This is a genomic window from Peribacillus sp. FSL H8-0477 (assembly GCF_038002765.1).
Classification (GTDB): Bacteria; Bacillota; Bacilli; order Bacillales; family DSM-1321; genus Peribacillus.
In genome coordinates this window covers 876,395-894,061 of record NZ_JBBODE010000001.1, presented here as the reverse complement: position 1 = coordinate 894,061, position 17,667 = coordinate 876,395, and the positions used below count along the sequence as shown (strand labels likewise).

Genomic DNA, 17,667 nt, shown 5'->3' with positions numbered 1-17,667 from the left:
GAATATTGCGTAAAAAATTGTTATACTACGTATGGGCAGTATCGGAAGAACTGCACCTGACTAAAACCAATACCTAAAAAAAATTTCTGCCTTGATCCAATGATTTGGACGGGGACGGAGGGATGAAACAATTTATAAAAAAACAAGAGACTGACTTACATGTTCGAACTTATTCTCGTTTAGTTTTTTAATAACTAATGAGGTGGGTTCTATATGAGTCGGTCTCTTTTTTAGTTCATCTCCCTCTAAAAAAGGAGGAAGTAAAATGAAACGTTCGGGCCATTTTTTGAAGATGAAGCAAAATGATGAAAAAATAGTTATGTTGACAGCTTATGATTATCCTTCTGCTAAGCTTGCGGAGCAGGCTGGTGTGGATATGATCTTAGTTGGAGATTCTTTAGGAATGGTTGTTCTCGGCTATGAATCAACGATTCCAGTGACCGTTGATGATATGATCCATCATACTAAGGCTGTGAAGAGAGGAGCATCTGATACGTTCGTCGTTACAGATATGCCTTTTATGAGTTATCACTCCTCACTAGAAGAAACCATGAAAAACGCAGCAAAAATCATCCAGACAGGAAATGCCGATGCCTTAAAGCTTGAAGGAGCAGATGAAGTACTGGAAAAGATATCCGCCTTAACGAAAGCAGGCGTTCCTATTATTGCGCATCTCGGTTTAACTCCACAATCAGTAGGAGTTCTTGGCGGTTACAAGGTTCAAGGCAAAAGTGCGGAGTCCGCTAAGAAATTAATTGAGGATGCCAAAAAATGTGAAGAGGCTGGGGCTATCGCTCTTGTACTGGAATGTGTGCCGCATCAAGTGGCAAAATTAGTAACCGAGACATTGAGCATTCCAACAATAGGAATTGGCGCAGGTGCGGATACAGACGGACAAGTCTTGGTTTATCACGATGTCATCAATTATGGTGTAGACCGTGTGGCTAAATTTGTTAAAACATATGGAAATGCAAATGAGCTGATTAAACAGGCTCTGGAGTCGTATGTTTCAGAGGTTAAAACAAGAGATTTTCCAGCTTTACAGCACTCATTTACTATGAATGATGAAGAAGTCAACGCGCTTTATGGGGGGAAATCATGAAGATCATCACCACGATTACTGAATTACAGCAAAATATTAGAGAAGATAAGCAAAAGGGTAAGACAATTGGTTTTGTGCCCACGATGGGGTTTCTTCATGAGGGCCACCAGAGATTAATTAAGCAAGCTCGAGGGGACCACGATACGGTCATAGTAAGCATTTTTGTCAATCCGCTGCAGTTTGGTCCTAATGAAGATTTTGAGTCGTATCCAAGGGATAGGGACCGTGATGCAGCTGCAGCTGAAGAAGCGGGAGCAGATTATATGTTCTGCCCAACAGTAGCTGAGATGTATGGCTCAGAATCCGTGGTAAAAGCTACAGCTGTAAAACGGACAGAGGTCCTTTGCGGAAAGCGCAGACCTGGACATTTTGATGGCGTGGTAACCGTTTTAACAAAACTATTTAATATAACCACACCTGATACTGTTTATTTCGGTAAAAAGGATGCACAGCAAGTAGCAATCGTCGACGCATTGGTGAGAGATTTCAATTTTCCAATAAAAATCTCTGCAGTTGATACAGTTCGTGATGAAGATGGCTTGGCTAAAAGCTCGCGCAATGTCTATCTTCTTAACAAGGAACGCGAGGAAGCGAAGGAATTATACCAAGGACTCTTGCTGGGTAAAGAAGCCATAGAACGTGGAGAACGACAAACAGATACGATTATAAAGATTATTAAAGAACATATTGAAACTACGACCAGTGGAGAGATTGATTATATTGAACTATATCAGTATCCTGAATTAACTTCTCTGGAAACTTTATCGGGAACCATTTTAGTTGCACTTGCTGTGAAGTTTCAAAAAGCAAGACTGATTGATAATTTAATTCTATCCATTTAAGATCATCAAGGGGGATTCCAGATGTTTCGCACAATGATGAACGGAAAAATACACCGTGCTCGTGTCACAGAAGCCAATTTAAATTACGTCGGCAGTATTACTATTGATGAAGATATCCTCGATACAGTTGGGATACTACCTAATGAAAAAGTAGCGATTGTGAATAACAACAATGGAGCTCGTTTAGAAACGTATACCATTGCGGGTGAAAGAGGCAGCGGAGTCGTTTGCCTCAACGGTGCAGCAGCACGACTTGTTCAGCGTGATGATATCGTCATTATCATTTCATATGTCATGGTAGCAGAAGAAAAAATTCATACTCACAAACCAATTGTTGCAATCATGAATGAAAAGAATGAAATAGTTGAGATCCTGTCACATGAACCTGAAGCAACAATTAAATAAAAAAATGGGGAAATGATCAAGGCACAGAATGCCTTGGTGATTTCCTTTTTTGGTTGACCTTATTTTCTTTATTACCGGAATTATGGTATAAAAACATAAGGAACAAGTGAGTGAAGCTTCAAGTGAACTATTAGAGGTGTACAGAAAATGGCGCAACGCTATGTGGTAATAGATTTAGAAACGACCGGTAACTCTCCTAAAAAAGGAGATCGAATTATTCAATTTGCTGCCGTCGTAATTGAAAATGATAAAATTGTTGATGAGTATTCAACCTATCTACAGCCAGAACAAAGTATTTCTATTTTTATTGAAGAATTAACGGGAATAAATAATGATACAGTCAAGGATGCCCCTTTATTTGAAGAGGTCGCCGAACGAATTTGCGCACTATTAGAAGGCGCTTGTTTTGTGGCGCATAACGTTCTATTTGACCTCTCCTTTTTGAAGGAAGAACTTGAACGCTGCGGGTATGAACCGTTTTACGGATCAACCATTGATACAGTTGAACTTGCAAAAATATTAAAACCAACAGCGGATGGTTACAAGCTCAATCAATTGGCAAAGGAAGAGAATCTAGAGCATCCACGTCCACATCAAGCAGACAGTGATGCCTATGTTACGGCATTACTGCTATTGCAGTTGAAGAAGAAACTATATTCGCTGCCAGTTATGACCTTGAAGAAATTATCTAAACTGTCATTTTCTTTGAAAAGTGAGATAGCTGAATTAATTGATGAATGCTTAACGGTTAAACTTTCAAAAGCAGAGCTGCATAATCCAGCTATTGAAACATTTCGCGGCTTAGCCTTTAAAAAGGTCCAACCAGCGAAAGCCTGTAGTGAAAAGATTCCGGAATTTCCGTTTAGCGAGAAAGAAAAAGTAGACCGGATGAAGAGAGCTTTTCCAGAATTTGAAGCTAGAAAAGGTCAATTGGCGATGATGGATACAGTCTATCATTCCTTTATTCAGGAACAGCACAGTATTATTGAAGCTGGAACTGGGATAGGGAAATCACTTGGTTATTTGCTGCCAGCCGCTTATTTTGCCAAACAGCAGGATACACCTGTCGTAATCTCTACGTATACATTACAGCTGCAAGAACAGCTGCTTTCGACAGAGGTGCCTAAATTAAAGGAAATCCTTCCTTTTTCCATTCATGTTGTTTTATTGAAAGGACGAGCCAATTATCTTAGCTTGGCTAAATTTGAGCGGGCTCTTCGGGGAAAAGAAGATAATTATGAAACCGCACTAACGAAAATGCAAATTTTAGTTTGGTTGACGGAGACTGAAACCGGAGAAAAGGATGAACTCCATTTAACAAGCGGCGGAGAGCTTTTCTGGAACAGAATTAAGAGTGATGGATTCACTTCTCCAGATCTTCAAATCCCTTGGAAGTCGAAGGATTTTTATGAAAAAGCTAAATTGGTCGCTTCTAAGGCGGATATCATTGTAACGAATCATGCTTTTTTAATGGCGGATATTATGTCTAGTAACCGGATTATACCAGAAGGCTACTTAGTATTAGATGAGGCGCACCATATTGAGCAAGCAGCATCAAAATACCTTGGAAAGCGATTAAATTATATTTCGGTCAAAACCATGCTTAATCGCCTGGGAACATCGGATCAGAAGCAGCTGTTAAGAAAGCTTGAAAAGATTCTAAGTAATAAAGGGATTACACCTGAGCGTACGAGCAGTTTTATTGACGGAAAGCTTACTGACTTTATGTATGAGTTCGAGCAATTATTTCAATTGCTTTCATCAGAGGCAAATAAATCAGGAAAGTCCAGTGGTCCCCATCGGATTCCGTTAAAGATCAAGGACGTGAAGGAATGGCAGGGGATTAGCTTTCTGGTTGAAAGGCTTATTGATAATCTTTCAGACATCAAGAAGACATTATTTGATCGGATATGTATGTTAAAAAACGAAGAACTCACTAAAAATGAATTGTTCTATATGAACGATGTGGAATTGTTGATCAGCGGGATGAACGAGATTATTCAGTCCTTGGCTGAATTCTTTATTCATCCGAGTGACCAATCAATCTACTGGATTGAATTTACCAAATCCGTTCCGCAGCATGGAATTACCTTATCTTCGCAGCCAGTATCAGGGAATAAGATCCTTTGGGATTCGTGCTTTGTTCACCAAAAGAGCGTCATTATGACGTCAGCGACACTCTCTGTAAAGGACACGTTTAGTTTCTTTATTGAGCAGCTGGGGATGCAGAACATTCCTGTTCACACCTATAACTTTCCATCACCTTTTAAGTATGAGGAAAATGTCAGGGTACTTGTTGCAAGCGATATTCCAGAGGTTAACACTATTTCTGCAGATGATTATGCTATTGCGGTAGCCAGACATATTATTGCGGCAGCACAAGCGGCCAATGGAAGAATGATGGTACTATTTACTTCCCACGATATGCTGCGGACGACTTATCAAAAGGTTAAAGCTACAGGCTTTTTGCAGGAGTTCACATTGTTTGCACAAGGGTTAACCGGCGGCAGCAAAATGCGACTTCTCCGCAATTTCCAGAACTTTGATAAAGCCGTGCTTTTCGGAACCACAAGCTTATGGGAAGGAGTAGATATACCTGGTGAGGATCTTTCCTGTCTAGTTATTGTCAGATTGCCTTTTTCACCGCCTGACGATCCCATTATTCAAGCCAAATGCAACCTCTATTCACGTGAAGGAAGAAACCCTTTTTATGCCTATTCGCTTCCTGAAGCGATTCTGCGATTCCGTCAGGGGTTCGGCAGACTGATCCGGACCAGTACGGACCGCGGGGTTCTGCTCGTTTTAGATCGAAGAATTATGACTTCTTCTTATGGATCCGAATTCCGTCAGGCCATACCGCCTGTAGAGTGGCTGGAAGTAAATGAGGATGACATGACGTATCGGATTGAAGAGTGGATTTAGTGTTTCCGTGAATAGGCAAAGAAATAGTAACGGAAACAATCAAAAACTGCTATAATATGATAAGCAGTAAAGGCAAAGAAACGTTGCTGTTACTGCTTCAATAGTTTATTTAGGTGTTAGGGGGTGCTTCTTAATGGAAAATAAGATTGAGATTATTTCAACGGTTAAATTGCAGCATTCACCTGAATTATATAAAGTAGTTGATGCATTGAACCGCACATTGAAAGACCGTGACTTAATGTTCGGATTAGCGTTAGATTCTGAAAACCAAGAAAAAGCGATATTCACGATTTATCGTACATAGAAAGAGTGACTGCCTTGAAAAAATGGGTAATTATTTTTACTATCGTTGTCCTTTGTATAATCGGAACGATTGCCGGTGTATATGTGAATGCGATGGGTCCCAAAAAAGAAGCATCCACGGAAGCCTTCAACAAAGCAAAGCAAGAAGGCGAACTTGTCACTATGGATAGCTTTTATATGTATAATGGCGAGGAAACGTTCTCTGTAGTGGTTGGAGAGAATGCTGATAGGGAAAAGATGGCTGTATGGATTCCTGAAGATGATAAACAGAAGATTAAAGTAGAAAAGTATAGTGATGGTAAGTCTAAGGAAGAAATCCGTAAGATTGTCGTCAAAGAACATGCACCAGAAGAAATCATTTCCATTAAACTTGGAATGGAGCGCAATGTTGCGCTTTGGGAAGTAACCTATATAGATAAGGCGAATCGCTATAATTATGATTATTATGATTTTAAAACAGGCGAGTGGCTGAAATATTACCGAAGCATATAGAATTGGAGGCTTTTTTTCATGACAAAGTTAGCAAGCCGGGTACAGGCATTAACACCATCTTCAACATTGGCTATTACGGCAAAGGCGAAGGAGCTTAAGGCACAAGGATACGATGTAATTGGTCTTGGAGCCGGAGAGCCCGATTTTAATACGCCGCAGCATATTATCGATGCAGCCGTTAACTCGATGAATGAAGGACAGACAAAATATACCCCATCTGCAGGGCTTCCTCAGTTGAAAGCAGAAATTGCTAAAAAGCTGAAAAGAGACCAGGGCTTGGAGTATAAACCATCAGAGATCATTGTCGGTTCCGGTGCTAAACATGTTTTATATACCTTGTTCCAAGCAATACTCGATGAGGGAGATGAAGTAATCATTCCAACTCCTTATTGGGTAAGTTACCCTGAACAAGTAAAGTTAGCATTGGGGACTCCCATATTTGTTACTGCGTCAGAAGAAAATAGCTTTAAAATCACTGCACAGCAGCTTGAAGAAAGTATCACATCTAAAACAAAAGCAATTATTATTAATTCTCCAAGTAATCCAACAGGCATGCTCTATACGAAAGAGGAACTTCAAGAACTTGGCGAAGTTTGTTTGAAGCATGATATTCTCATTATCTCTGACGAAATCTATGAGAAACTAGTTTATCAAGGGGCAAAACATGTGTCCATTGCTGAACTTTCACCAGAATTAAAGAGTCAAACGATGGTCATTAATGGTGTATCGAAATCACATTCTATGACAGGCTGGCGTATCGGCTATGCTGCAGGTAATGAGGCGATTGTGAAGGCTATGACGAACTTGGCCAGCCACAGTACGTCAAATCCAACAACGACGGCCCAGTACGGCGCCATCGCAGCGTATGCAGGCACACAGGAGCCTGTAGAGGAAATGCGTAAGGCGTTTGAGCAGCGCTTGAATACAATCTATGATCAATTAACAGCCATACCAGGGGTAACATGCTTGAAGCCTCAAGGTGCGTTTTATCTTTTTCCAAATGTGAAGCAAGCCGCAATAGCTGCAAATTTTGCAACGGTTGATGAGTTTGCTGCCGCTTTGCTTGAAGAGGCATTGGTTGCTGTCGTTCCCGGATCTGGGTTCGGCGCACCTGATAACATGCGCTTATCTTACGCAACGTCTTTAGAACAGCTTGAAAAAGCTGTTGGAAGAATAAGCAAATTTGTTTCTGAGAAAATGGCACAGGTTCGATAATATAAATTCTAGTTCATGGCCGTTTCCCTTATGTTCAAGGGTTCGGCCATGAAGCGTTTTTACTGCTGTTTCCAGGTGGGAATAGGAAAAAAATACAAATAATATATTTGCCTGATATTGTCGGTAAATGTATAATGAATAAGTAAATTCCTAAGTATTGTAGCATTTTGGAGGGAAACTAATTTTGAAAATTACAATAAAAGAAGTCAGTAAATACCTTAATCAAGAAGTAGTCATTGGGGCTTGGCTGGCTAATAAACGATCCAGCGGAAAAATAGCGTTTTTACAATTACGAGATGGCTCAGGTTTCATGCAAGGAGTCGTTGTAAGAGAAGAAGTGGGCGAGGAACTATTTGCTCGTGCTAAATCACTGACGCAGGAAACATCCATGTATGTTACTGGAATCGTGAAGAGCGATGAACGCTCACCTTTTGGATATGAACTTCAAGTAACAAATGTAGAAGTCATTCATGAATCTGTTGATTATCCAATTACACCAAAGGCGCATGGTCCGGAATTCTTGTTAGACAATCGTCATTTATGGCTACGTTCTAAGCGTCAGCATGCTGTAATGAAAATCCGTAATGAAATCATTCGTGCTACATACGAGTTCTTTAATCAAGAAGGTTTTGTAAAGGTTGATCCACCGATTTTGACAGGAAGTGCACCTGAAGGAACGACTGAATTATTTGCGACTAAGTATTTTGATGAAGACGCGTTCCTTTCCCAAAGCGGTCAATTATATATGGAAGCGACTGCAATGGCACTTGGTAAAGTATTTTCATTCGGTCCAACGTTTAGAGCTGAAAAATCAAAAACAAGACGCCATCTGATTGAATTTTGGATGATTGAACCGGAAATGGCTTTCTATCAGCACGAAGATAGCCTGCAAGTTCAAGAACAATATGTATCCTTCATCGTTCAATCTGTCTTAAAAAATTGTCAGCTTGAATTAAATACACTTGGCCGTGATCTAACTAAGTTAGAACAAATTCAGGCTCCGTTCCCACGTATTACTTATGATGAAGCATTGAAATTCTTACATGAAAAAGGATTCGATGATATTAAATGGGGCGATGATTTAGGCGCTCCGCATGAAACGGCCATTGCGGAAAGTTATGATAAGCCAGTATTTATTACTCATTATCCAACTTCCCTTAAGCCTTTCTATATGCAGCCGGATCCTGAACGTGAAGAAGTTGTTCTTTGTGCCGATTTAATTGCCCCAGAAGGATATGGAGAAATTATCGGCGGTTCAGAACGTATTCATGATTTAGCCCTTATGGAACAGCGGATTGCTGAACATGGTTTAAACCCTGAGGCTTATAACTGGTACTTGGAGCTGCGTAAATATGGTTCTGTACCTCACGCAGGTTTTGGTTTAGGACTGGAACGTACAGTAGCTTGGATCAGTGGTGTTGACCATGTACGTGAAACAATTCCATTCCCGCGTTTATTAAACAGACTTTACCCATAATGATTCTACAGGCTGTCGAGGACTCTCGACAGCCTTTGTTTGTTCCTCGAGAAACATTCGCAGCGGGCAAGTCAAAGTTTGTAAGAAAATTACCAATTTGATTTCACTTCAATGCCCAAAGATATTCATGTTATACTGTGTATGAGGTGCCGTAAACATGATAAAAGATAAATTATATGATTGGTTTAAAGAAGGGTCACTTACGATTCCTTCAGTTTTGTTAACTCATTATCCGAAAATGGGTCTTGAAGAAAAGGAAGTTATGCTGCTTTTACAGCTTCAGAACTTCATAGATAAGGGAGAGAATTTCCCCGCTCCTTCACAAATTGCTGACCGAATGACATTTGAAGAATCAGAATGCCTGTTTATGATTCAGCGTCTCATCCAGCGAGGATTTGTTATGATTGAAGAGGAAGTTGATCGTACAATAGGGGATGAACGATATTCATTGCAGCCTTTATATGAAAAAATGATTACCTGTTACTTAGTAAGTCAAAAACAAGAAGAAGCAGTTCAAGTTCAAGTGGAAGGGGAAAGTCTCTACACGGTATTTGAACAAGAGTTTGGCCGTCCATTGTCACCCTTTGAGTGTGAAACTTTAGCCATGTGGCAGGATGATGAGCATCATCCTGATTTAATTAAAGGTGCACTAAGAGAGTCCGTCATTTCTGGAAAAATTAATTTCCGATATATCGATAGAATCCTATTTGAATGGAAGAAAAACGGCATAAAGACGGTAGAGCAAGCAAAGGCTCAAAGCCAGAAATTCAGGTCCTATCAAAAGCGCGAAAAGAAACCGGATAATCAACCAGTGAAGGACGTTCCATTTTATAATTGGCTTGAACAATAAGGAAAAAGGAGATTGTTATGCTGAATAAAAGCCAGATTCGCTATTGTTTGGATGTGATGGGAGAGTTGTTTCCTGACGCCCATTGTGAGTTAAAACACTCAAATCCATTCGAGCTGGTCATTGCAGTTGCATTATCTGCTCAATGCACGGATGCTTTGGTCAATAGAGTGACTGAACATTTATTTCAAAAATATAAAACCCCTGAAGATTACTTGAGTGTGCCGCTGGAAGAGCTTGAAAATGATATCCGGTCAATTGGGTTGTATCGGAATAAGGCAAAAAACATTCAAAAGATGTGTCGTATGCTGATCGATGAATATGATCGTGAAGTACCTCGTGATCGGGATGAAATGACCAAGCTTCCTGGTGTAGGAAGAAAAACAGCAAACGTAGTGGTTTCAGTTGCTTTTGGGGTACCTGCGATTGCTGTTGATACGCATGTAGAACGGATCAGCAAACGACTAGGGATTTCTCGTTGGAAAGATAGTGTAACAGAAGTTGAAACAGTCCTGATGGCTAAAATTCCAAAGGAAGAATGGTCTGCCGCACATCATCGGATGATTTTCTTCGGTCGCTATCATTGTAAGGCTCAATCTCCTCAATGCCCTGTTTGTCCTTTACTTGATCTTTGCCGAGAAGGCAAAAAACGTATGAAAAAAGCAGGTAGCATATGACAAAGCGTATTACCCTTCCTGAGGAACTTGCCCATCCACTCTTTTATTCTGAAGATACGGTGTTGGTTAATCAGGAAGAAAGGCTGCAGTGGAAGGGAGATGCTGAATATATCCGATTTCCCTATGAAGTTCTTTATTATCAGAACATAGAAGGCAGCCGCCCATGGGAAGACCCACATGAAGCGATAATATGGATGTTTACAGAGTGGAGGAAGATCAGCGGAAAATCTGCTCAATGTTTTGCAGATCGTAATCTTCCAGAAGCTCTGCCGTTTATGAAAGCGGGAATCAGTTTGTTTCTAACCTGTTTATTCTGGATGAATAACCATCCAGTACATTTAAAAAATTGGCAGGAACAAATGGATAAGCTCGCTAAGCATCCGCTTAATATAAAGGAGAGAGCCTCCTTCATCCTCTTAAGACCCGGCCATTACTCTTCATATATTCAGTTGAAAGAACTGATGACAGAAATTGAAAAGCAATACTACAAGCTTGCCGCATTACAGAAAGCAGTGAAAAAGAGAAACAAGGAATAAACGATACAAAAAAATGCCACTGCTCTTAAGCGAGGGGGCATTTTTTTGTTAGCTCTGCTTGGTGATTATGGAATGTTTTTGGCATAAGAAAAGGCTGTCGAGAAAAATACTCGACAGCCTTTTTGGGTGGTTAATTACCACTATCTTCTTCAGGAGGTGTGTCTCCTGGTTTTTCTGGTGGTACAGTACCTGGTGTTTCACCAGGTTCATTTTCACCAGTACCTGGGTCTGTTTCAGGAGGGCCTTCATTTCCATTTCCATTCCCGTTTCCGTTTCCATTACCGTTTCCATTATCTTGATCCCCGGGATTTTCTTCGTTATCACCGGTATCGGGTTCTGTTCCTTGATTTGGATCTTCTGGTTCAGGTATTTCCTCTTCTTCTTCAGGTTCCTCGACTGGTACTTCCTCTATCTCTGCTGGTACCGATACAGAAGTTGTGGCTGCATCGCTTCGCTGGCCATTTAGAATCGCAGTTACGCTGAAGGAGTAGCTGGCTCCGGCTGTTGGACTTTGAATAGTCAAGCCTGTATCACTAGACAAGGAGAGTACCTTCGAACCTCCGCCATCAATTGAAACTTTCACCTCAAATTCAGGTGATCCTTCGTCTTGTGTTGGATAACTCCAGTTAAGATTGATTTCATTTAGTTCTTGATTATAAGCACCAGTTAACCCTTGAGGAGCAGCTAATTTAGTGTATTCCTTGGTTACTTGAGTTGGTTCATGTCCTTTTACATAGTACTCGTTTGTAATTCGTTCACTTGGTGTATAGCTGTTGGCTAGTACGGCAGGGTTTGATCCCTTAACAACCTGTACTTTAACTACACTATTTGGCTGTTTAAAGTCTTTTGTTTCTTTATTTTTTGCAACATATTGCATTAAGTTTTTAATAATTTCTTTAGGAATTCTTTGCGAGCTGCTGCCCACGTAGTCTAGTTTTTCCTTCGGCTTATTATCATATCCGGCCCAGACTCCGACAGTATAATTGGTGGTGTATGCACCCATCCAACTATCGCGGACCCCATCAGCTGGAATGCCATTGGCTGCTTTTTCTTCAGGAGTGAAGTTTGTTGAACCGGTTTTTCCTGCCATTGGTAGGCCCGGAACTTTCGCTCGGATTCCTGTTCCGTAGTCTTCATTGATTACACTTTTTAACATATCTGAAATAATAAACGCAGTCGATTCTTTCATTACAGCTTTTGATTCAACTTTTTGCTTAATGGCTGTTTTGTCTCTTAGAACAATTTTTGTCACGGTATGCGGTTTATTATAAATTCCGTTATTCCCGAATGCACTGTATGCTCCAGCTAATTCCATGGAAGAGATTCCGGAATCCATGGATCCAATAGAGGCGGATTCGTTAACATTATCAATAGGTACGCCTAGTTTTTCTGCGAATTCTCTTCCTTTTCCTTCGCCGTATTCCTCAACTGCCTGATAGGTCTTCAAGGCTGGAATATTTAATGAGCGGGCGAGTGCTTCACGAGCAGTTACTTGCCCTTTATATGTGCCCCCCGCATTTTTAATTGGGGTACCATTGGTATATTGATATGGTTCATCAATGATTGGTTGATAAGTTGACCAATTTAAATATTCAACGGCTGGTCCATAATCAATGATCGGTTTTATGGTTGAACCTGGTGAGCGCTTCGCTTCAGTTGCATAATTAAATCCGCGTTTTACCGTGGTGTTACGCCCGCCGCCAATTGCCCGAATCTCACCAGTTTCGGTATCAAGCAAGGTAATACCCGCTTGTAACTTTTCATTTGGGTACTGAACAACTTCATTGGTATTCAATAATTTATATACATATTCCTGTGCATCACGGTCGATAGTCGTATAGATTTCTAGACCGTCTGTATAGACGTTATAATCGCCCATACTTTGAACTTCTTCGATTACTTCATCGATAAAAGCATCGTAAGGAGTTGTATCCGTTTTACTCGTATCCTTGTCTTTCAAGCCTTTTTCAATTTCAATAGCTTGGTTCTTTTCCATCTCTTCTTTCGAAATAAAGCCATGTTTATTCATTAAGTGAAGGACAACGTCACGACGTTTCTTCGCTTTATCAGGATGTCCGTATGGTTCATAATTACTTGGGCTCTGCGGCAGCCCGACAAGCATGGCTACTTCATTAAGTGTTAAATCCTTCAGTTCTTTTCCATAATACGTTTTTGCTGCGGTAGAAATTCCATTGGCACGATTGCCATAGAAAATCTTATTAACATACATTTCAAAGATCTCTTCTTTTGTATACTTTTGTTCTAGTTTAACCGAAAGCCACATTTCTTGTACTTTCCGTTTAATTGTCTTATCAGGAGTTAAGTAAGAGCGTTTAACGACCTGTTGGGTCAAGGTACTAGCACCTTGAGATCCGAAGCCGTCCGTAACGTTTGATAGGACCGCTGCACCCAGCCGGTAAAAATCAATCCCATGATGATCATAAAAGCGAACATCTTCCGTTGCTAGAACTGCATCTTGGACAAGCTCAGGTATGTCTTCGTAATTGACATATTCCCTATTCTCTATTCCTTCTTCAGATAATAATTTTTTATTTTTATCATATATTTTTGAGGCAATTGGGTCTTTTAAAAGACTTTCATCGAGCTCAGGAGTACCGCTGACAAAATAGGCAAATGTCACTCCTCCAGCTACAAGTCCAATCCCTACAAGAATACCCAGAATCATGATGATCCGTTTGAACATTCCTTGTTTAGGTTTTTTCTTTGTTTTCTTTTGCTTCTCCGCTTGCTTTCTTCTCTCTTGTCTACTGTTATATTTCTCAGCCATTACAGCTTACCTGCCTTTCTTAATAAACAAATCAGCTTCTATTTCTAATAATAGAATCTATTACTTTAATATAGTCAATTCTCGGTTGAAAGCCAAGCGGTATCCTTTTTGCTTCAGTTTCTACTTCTTCCTTTGTAATTGACTTTCTTCCACCATCTTGCATCCTTTTCCAAAAAAAGTGAATTTCAGGATAATTCATTAGGTATATTTCATCCGTGACAGCGAAGCGAATAATAACAAAGGCGATGCCGCCTTGTTTGGTCACGTTCATCATATGTAAGATTTGATGTTCATGAAAATTCTTTAATGGGAATGATGTTGTATTTTGGGTTTCTTTTGCTTCAAAATCAAGATGGTGTCCGTTGTAAACGCCGTTATAATCCGTAGTGGATGCTTGTTTAAAGTATGCTTCTTTAATGACTGCAGCGCTTCGTTTTGGATAATGAACATCCACTATTTGAATGGGCGTAGGTTTTTTGTGAACAACAGCGATCCCTTGGGCGAGATAGAAAGAATTTGTCTCATTCAAGTCATCCTCGAGCGTTTTTCCGCGGTTACTGAAGCCTGCTTTAATTTGCGGGCGGACAGATTGGTCTGATTTCCGCGGAGTAAATTTACGACCGTTGGGATAGTGGAAAGCCATTTTTGTCCCTCCTTTTTTTTCATCTATCTATGATAGCAAAAAAAGAATGGTAATAGTGAATAAAATGTCTATTTTCACAAAACGCTAATAGATAATGCAAAATGGTTGGTTCAGAAATGAGGGAGCAAAAGTGACGAGTAGTACGATTCCAAAGGAGCTGCCAAGAGAAGAACAATTACTCCTTAGGAGCATCCAGAAACAAACAGATAATCAAAATAAGGACAATATTACTAGAACAAAAGCATATGAAGCCTTTTTTGCCATGCACCCGACGGTTCACTGGTCCTATTTAGCTGGTATGGTATCGAGAAATGCTGGTTGGAATATGTGTGATTTAGCAAGTAAAAACTATGGAATTTTGTTGACGCCATCCTATAGAAAGCTTCTTTTCTTGACCTATGAACAGGCAAACTGGTTAATTTTTCGAGATGCCTATCCGCAATTACTTCTCTTTCATTATTCGACGAAATGGAATCGTCCTTTGTTTCATTTATGTAAGTATTTTTATATATCTTCCTTTATAGAGGCAGAATGGGATTATTTCTGGCGGGTTCATGACGAGAAAAGGTTGGTTTATTCCATGATTGTCAATGAACAGCATATCATTGATCTTCCTGTAATCAAAAAAGGGCCCTATAACACTGTCTTTCATTCGTTTCATTTCTTCTTTCAAGACATGCTCCATTTTAGCACGGTGTTATTCCCAAATAGGTACGGGGAATGGTATGGGTCTTCCGTTGCGAATTTTAGAACGCTGGATAACAGGATCGAGTTAGGGAAAAAACTATACGCTATTTTATTTTCGGACTTACTTCATTCGGAGTTCCTTGCTTTTTCAAGAAAGACAGAACATACAGGGTCAAGACATGATTATCAGCGGTTTTCACCTATTCTATTTAGTGAAACTCCGTATTTACGAAGCATTTATCCTGTCGTTACCCACTATATGGATGAGTCGATCCAATGGAATCGATCTGTATTAGTAAAGAGTAAATGGTATGATCCACCAGAATTTCACGAAACCATTAACCTGACAAAATGGTACCAGAAGAAACAAAAACAGCTTCAGGTATTTGCAGCGATTAAAGCTGCACTTCCCTGAAGCATAGGGCTCAGTCTAGACTTTCTAAAACGCCTTATGTGGATGGACGATCGGGACCAGAAGTTTTTGGATTACCGGTTCCTGATTTTTTATTTTCTTGGTTTTTTTGCTTTTTAAGGTTTTGGTCTTTACTGTTATTATTTTTCAAAAGGTGTCACCTCCTGCTAGTAGTTTCTGCAATTCTGCTCTTAATCATTCTTAACTTGTCGAAAGATAGAAAAATGAAGCATTTTCACTTTCTTTGACGATATCCTTCTAGTTTTGTCAACGAGAAAGGGCAATGGAAAAAAAGACAGAATTCTATATATAACGAAAAGGGAGGGGAAAGCAATGGGAAGCTGCAAGATTGCCAGTAAGGAGATCTTAGATCTTCTTAATGAAATAAATGCCGGCCTTGATCAACTTGAAAAAGGCGTAGCTGCATCTGTACACAAACAAAGCACAAGTTTATGGAGTACGCAGGAACATCTGGTTCAAACTGTTGAAGCCGATTTCGTGAAGGCGGAAGGTAAATGGAATGCTGGAGTGGACTTTGCTGAAAAAGTGTCGATGAATCCTTTAATGAATCGAGAAGATCTAAAGAGAAGTATGCCTTCATATGAAATTTCCTGAAAGTGTTTTATACTAAAGGAAAAAGAGTATTCGGAGGAATTATGATAAATAAAAACTACGCAAAAGAGCTGACGCAAAAACTCATTCAATTTAATGAGCAAGCGGATGTTATATATGAAGAAGTTCGGGCAGCAGGGAAGGAAAAGGATTTTTATAGTGAAGTCAAACCGTTCGCTGATGAAGTTCACACTACCTGCAGTGAGTGGAAAGATAGTATGAAGGAATGGATGGGGATGGAATCCTTTACACATCTATTTCCTCTTCAAATCGAACAAACAGCAAATAATCTGTCTGACGTAGCGGTTCAGGCATTCTTTCCAAAGACAAGCTATAAACGTTTTAAAAGTCATGTACAATCAGTTCGTTACATTCTGCATAATGTTCGTGATGAAATTGATCGTAAGCTTACGAACCTGTAGGTAATAGAAAGGCTCTCACACAATCGAAGACATAGTCATATAGTATATCAGCTAATGCCATGTGAGGAGAGAGCACATATGAATAATAGGACATCCTACTGTAACGTTAATACTAGAAATACGGGTTACTATATGGAACAACCGCCTTACTGGAATGGTTACATGCCGCCGCCCCAGTATGTTCAGATGAATGAGCCGTATATGCCAGCAGAACCTGCTCAACAAGCCGGGTATAATTATACTGGAAATTACCCTCCCTATCTTCCCTATCAGCCATTTCCACCTCAAGCTGGTGGGGGTTTTCCAGCTCCAGGTATGCCGATGCAGCCGACGAACAGACCTCCTGTGAAAAAATCATTTAATCCCTTTGCTAATCCGCTGCAGCCGATAAATCCTCAGCAGCAGCCACAAGGGAATACAGCCAATCCTTACCCACAGCAGCAGTTTATGCAAAAGAGTCAGCCTTCTGGCATTTCATCTGTGATGAATCAATTTAAAACACAGGATGGTTCATTGGATGTTAATAAAATGATGAGCACAGCTGGTCAGATGATGAATACGGTCAACCAGGTTTCTTCCATGGTGAAAGGAATGGGAAGCATCTTTACATTTGTGAAATAAAAAAACTGACGCCATATCCGGTTTTGGCATGCTTAATACAAGCAGCAGACGGATTTGACGCCAGTTTTTTTTAGAGTTATTCATTAATTGAAATGGTTTTACCTTTCAATTTTGGAACAGTTAACTGAAGAATGCCATCACGATGCTGAGCATTTATTTTTTTATCATCAAATGGCTTGTATAAGGATATAGTGCGGGAAAGCCTATCAATCGTTCTTCGCAAACCATTGTTTCGTAGAGGGTTATTTGCTTTATCTGGGACTTTCACTTTTATCATAATCGCCTGTGGAAGAACTTCAATACCGATATGCTGTCTTTTTACACCTGGAAGTGAGGCTGATATTTGGTATTCATGCTCCGTCTCAACAATTTCAACAGGAAAGCTGCGGCTGGAATTGGATGAAGTGAAGAAGTCATCCATAGATTGCAGCATTCCCTTTATAGGTTTATCTGCAAATAGTCGATCCATTTTTGAAACAAATTCATTGAGGACTTCATGTCGATAGGGTTCCTTTTTTTCATTATTAGACGACGGCATCACTATGTCGCTCCTTTCAAAGTCTTCTAAATAGGCTATGACCGCTTTCAATGATATGTGCTCTTTGAATACGTTGGTTTGAAAAAAATTAGATAGGGAATTATTAGGATAAATAAAGGGAATAGA

18 protein-coding genes are annotated in these 17,667 nt (G+C 40.0%); 15 read left to right on the top strand and 3 right to left on the bottom strand.

Translation table 11 applies throughout. The features are described 5' to 3' along the window. Positions 1 to 265: 265 nt before the first annotated feature. From panB to MHI18_RS04540, 11 genes are all read left to right on the top strand, one after another. Entirely contained in the window at positions 266 to 1,102 is an 837-nt protein-coding gene (gene panB / locus MHI18_RS04590) for a 3-methyl-2-oxobutanoate hydroxymethyltransferase (protein WP_340846229.1), read from the top strand. Continuing rightward, positions 1,099 to 1,944 (top strand): pantoate--beta-alanine ligase, encoded by an 846-nt coding sequence (gene panC, locus MHI18_RS04585; RefSeq protein WP_340846228.1) that lies wholly within the window; start codon positions 1,099 to 1,101, stop codon positions 1,942 to 1,944. Before panB ends, panC begins: the two co-directional genes overlap by 4 nt. Positions 1,945 to 1,965: 21 nt before the next feature. Next, a complete protein-coding gene (gene panD, locus MHI18_RS04580; RefSeq protein WP_340846227.1) occupies positions 1,966 to 2,349 on the top strand; it encodes an aspartate 1-decarboxylase in 384 nt (127 codons plus the stop codon). 147 nt (positions 2,350 to 2,496) lie between these two features. Beyond that, complete coding sequence (dinG, locus tag MHI18_RS04575; RefSeq protein ID WP_340846226.1) at positions 2,497 to 5,271, top strand: ATP-dependent DNA helicase DinG; 2,775 nt, start codon at positions 2,497 to 2,499, stop codon at positions 5,269 to 5,271. A 133-nt stretch (positions 5,272 to 5,404) separates the two neighbouring features. Further along, positions 5,405 to 5,575: a YpmA family protein gene (locus MHI18_RS04570; protein WP_081704985.1), complete on the top strand. Its 171-nt coding sequence runs from the start codon at positions 5,405 to 5,407 to the stop codon at positions 5,573 to 5,575. Between the two features lie 14 nt (positions 5,576 to 5,589). Next, the gene (locus MHI18_RS04565) at positions 5,590 to 6,066 is read left to right on the top strand and encodes a cell wall elongation regulator TseB-like domain-containing protein (RefSeq protein WP_340846225.1); all 477 of its coding nucleotides are present in this window, start codon (positions 5,590 to 5,592) and stop codon (positions 6,064 to 6,066) included. 18 nt (positions 6,067 to 6,084) lie between these two features. Beyond that, positions 6,085 to 7,281: a pyridoxal phosphate-dependent aminotransferase gene (locus MHI18_RS04560; RefSeq protein WP_340846224.1), complete on the top strand. Its 1,197-nt coding sequence runs from the start codon at positions 6,085 to 6,087 to the stop codon at positions 7,279 to 7,281. A 184-nt stretch (positions 7,282 to 7,465) separates the two neighbouring features. Then, complete coding sequence (asnS, locus tag MHI18_RS04555; protein ID WP_340846223.1) at positions 7,466 to 8,758, top strand: asparagine--tRNA ligase; 1,293 nt, start codon at positions 7,466 to 7,468, stop codon at positions 8,756 to 8,758. A gap of 157 nt (positions 8,759 to 8,915) precedes the next feature. Further along, positions 8,916 to 9,608, top strand: a complete 693-nt coding sequence (locus tag MHI18_RS04550) for a DnaD domain-containing protein (protein WP_340846222.1) — start codon at positions 8,916 to 8,918, stop codon at positions 9,606 to 9,608. A 17-nt stretch (positions 9,609 to 9,625) separates the two neighbouring features. Beyond that, positions 9,626 to 10,282, top strand: coding sequence for an endonuclease III (gene nth, locus MHI18_RS04545; protein WP_340846221.1), 657 nt, complete (start codon positions 9,626 to 9,628; stop codon positions 10,280 to 10,282). Further along, the gene (locus MHI18_RS04540) at positions 10,279 to 10,818 is read left to right on the top strand and encodes a YpoC family protein (protein WP_340846220.1); all 540 of its coding nucleotides are present in this window, start codon (positions 10,279 to 10,281) and stop codon (positions 10,816 to 10,818) included. Before nth ends, MHI18_RS04540 begins: the two co-directional genes overlap by 4 nt. Before the next feature lie 130 nt (positions 10,819 to 10,948). Here MHI18_RS04540 and MHI18_RS04535 read toward each other — a convergent pair whose 3' ends face one another. Further along, a complete protein-coding gene (locus MHI18_RS04535) occupies positions 10,949 to 13,606 on the bottom strand; it encodes a transglycosylase domain-containing protein (protein WP_340846219.1) in 2,658 nt (885 codons plus the stop codon). Positions 13,607 to 13,637: 31 nt separating this feature from the next. Then, complete coding sequence (gene recU / locus MHI18_RS04530; protein WP_340846218.1) at positions 13,638 to 14,249, bottom strand: Holliday junction resolvase RecU; 612 nt, start codon at positions 14,247 to 14,249, stop codon at positions 13,638 to 13,640. Positions 14,250 to 14,343: 94 nt separating this feature from the next. Between recU and MHI18_RS04525 the strand changes: the two genes are divergently transcribed. The 4 genes from MHI18_RS04525 to MHI18_RS04510 all read left to right on the top strand — a co-directional run bounded on the left by MHI18_RS04525 (position 14,344) and on the right by MHI18_RS04510 (position 17,003). Next, on the top strand, positions 14,344 to 15,351 hold the full coding sequence (locus MHI18_RS04525; RefSeq protein ID WP_340846217.1) for a DUF2515 family protein: 1,008 nt from the start codon (positions 14,344 to 14,346) through the stop codon (positions 15,349 to 15,351). Positions 15,352 to 15,681: 330 nt separating this feature from the next. Beyond that, positions 15,682 to 15,963: a hypothetical protein gene (locus MHI18_RS04520; protein ID WP_340846216.1), complete on the top strand. Its 282-nt coding sequence runs from the start codon at positions 15,682 to 15,684 to the stop codon at positions 15,961 to 15,963. 41 nt (positions 15,964 to 16,004) lie between these two features. After that, positions 16,005 to 16,382 carry a YppE family protein gene (locus tag MHI18_RS04515; RefSeq protein ID WP_340846215.1) on the top strand — a complete coding sequence of 126 codons (378 nt, stop codon included), beginning with the start codon at positions 16,005 to 16,007 and terminating at the stop codon, positions 16,380 to 16,382. 78 nt (positions 16,383 to 16,460) lie between these two features. Beyond that, positions 16,461 to 17,003 (top strand): YppG family protein, encoded by a 543-nt coding sequence (locus MHI18_RS04510; RefSeq protein WP_340846214.1) that lies wholly within the window; start codon positions 16,461 to 16,463, stop codon positions 17,001 to 17,003. Positions 17,004 to 17,079: 76 nt separating this feature from the next. Here the strand turns inward: MHI18_RS04510 and MHI18_RS04505 are convergent, their stop codons facing one another. After that, positions 17,080 to 17,541: an Hsp20/alpha crystallin family protein gene (locus MHI18_RS04505; RefSeq protein WP_340846213.1), complete on the bottom strand. Its 462-nt coding sequence runs from the start codon at positions 17,539 to 17,541 to the stop codon at positions 17,080 to 17,082. Between the last annotated feature and the right edge of the window lie 126 nt (positions 17,542 to 17,667).

Coding starts and splice junctions, on each gene's coding strand:
- panD (WP_340846227.1), top strand. CDS start 1,966: ATGTTTCGCACAATGATGAACGGAAAAATACACCGTGCTCGTGTCACA.
- recU (WP_340846218.1), bottom strand. CDS start 14,249: ATGGCTTTCCACTATCCCAACGGTCGTAAATTTACTCCGCGGAAATCA.
- nth (WP_340846221.1), top strand. CDS start 9,626: ATGCTGAATAAAAGCCAGATTCGCTATTGTTTGGATGTGATGGGAGAG.
- panC (WP_340846228.1), top strand. CDS start 1,099: ATGAAGATCATCACCACGATTACTGAATTACAGCAAAATATTAGAGAA.
- MHI18_RS04515 (WP_340846215.1), top strand. CDS start 16,005: ATGATAAATAAAAACTACGCAAAAGAGCTGACGCAAAAACTCATTCAA.
- MHI18_RS04570 (WP_081704985.1), top strand. CDS start 5,405: ATGGAAAATAAGATTGAGATTATTTCAACGGTTAAATTGCAGCATTCA.
- MHI18_RS04525 (WP_340846217.1), top strand. CDS start 14,344: ATGCAAAATGGTTGGTTCAGAAATGAGGGAGCAAAAGTGACGAGTAGT.
- panB (WP_340846229.1), top strand. CDS start 266: ATGAAACGTTCGGGCCATTTTTTGAAGATGAAGCAAAATGATGAAAAA.
- dinG (WP_340846226.1), top strand. CDS start 2,497: ATGGCGCAACGCTATGTGGTAATAGATTTAGAAACGACCGGTAACTCT.
- MHI18_RS04520 (WP_340846216.1), top strand. CDS start 15,682: ATGGGAAGCTGCAAGATTGCCAGTAAGGAGATCTTAGATCTTCTTAAT.
- MHI18_RS04505 (WP_340846213.1), bottom strand. CDS start 17,541: ATGCCGTCGTCTAATAATGAAAAAAAGGAACCCTATCGACATGAAGTC.
- MHI18_RS04550 (WP_340846222.1), top strand. CDS start 8,916: ATGATAAAAGATAAATTATATGATTGGTTTAAAGAAGGGTCACTTACG.
- MHI18_RS04560 (WP_340846224.1), top strand. CDS start 6,085: ATGACAAAGTTAGCAAGCCGGGTACAGGCATTAACACCATCTTCAACA.
- MHI18_RS04510 (WP_340846214.1), top strand. CDS start 16,461: ATGAATAATAGGACATCCTACTGTAACGTTAATACTAGAAATACGGGT.
- MHI18_RS04540 (WP_340846220.1), top strand. CDS start 10,279: ATGACAAAGCGTATTACCCTTCCTGAGGAACTTGCCCATCCACTCTTT.
- MHI18_RS04535 (WP_340846219.1), bottom strand. CDS start 13,606: ATGGCTGAGAAATATAACAGTAGACAAGAGAGAAGAAAGCAAGCGGAG.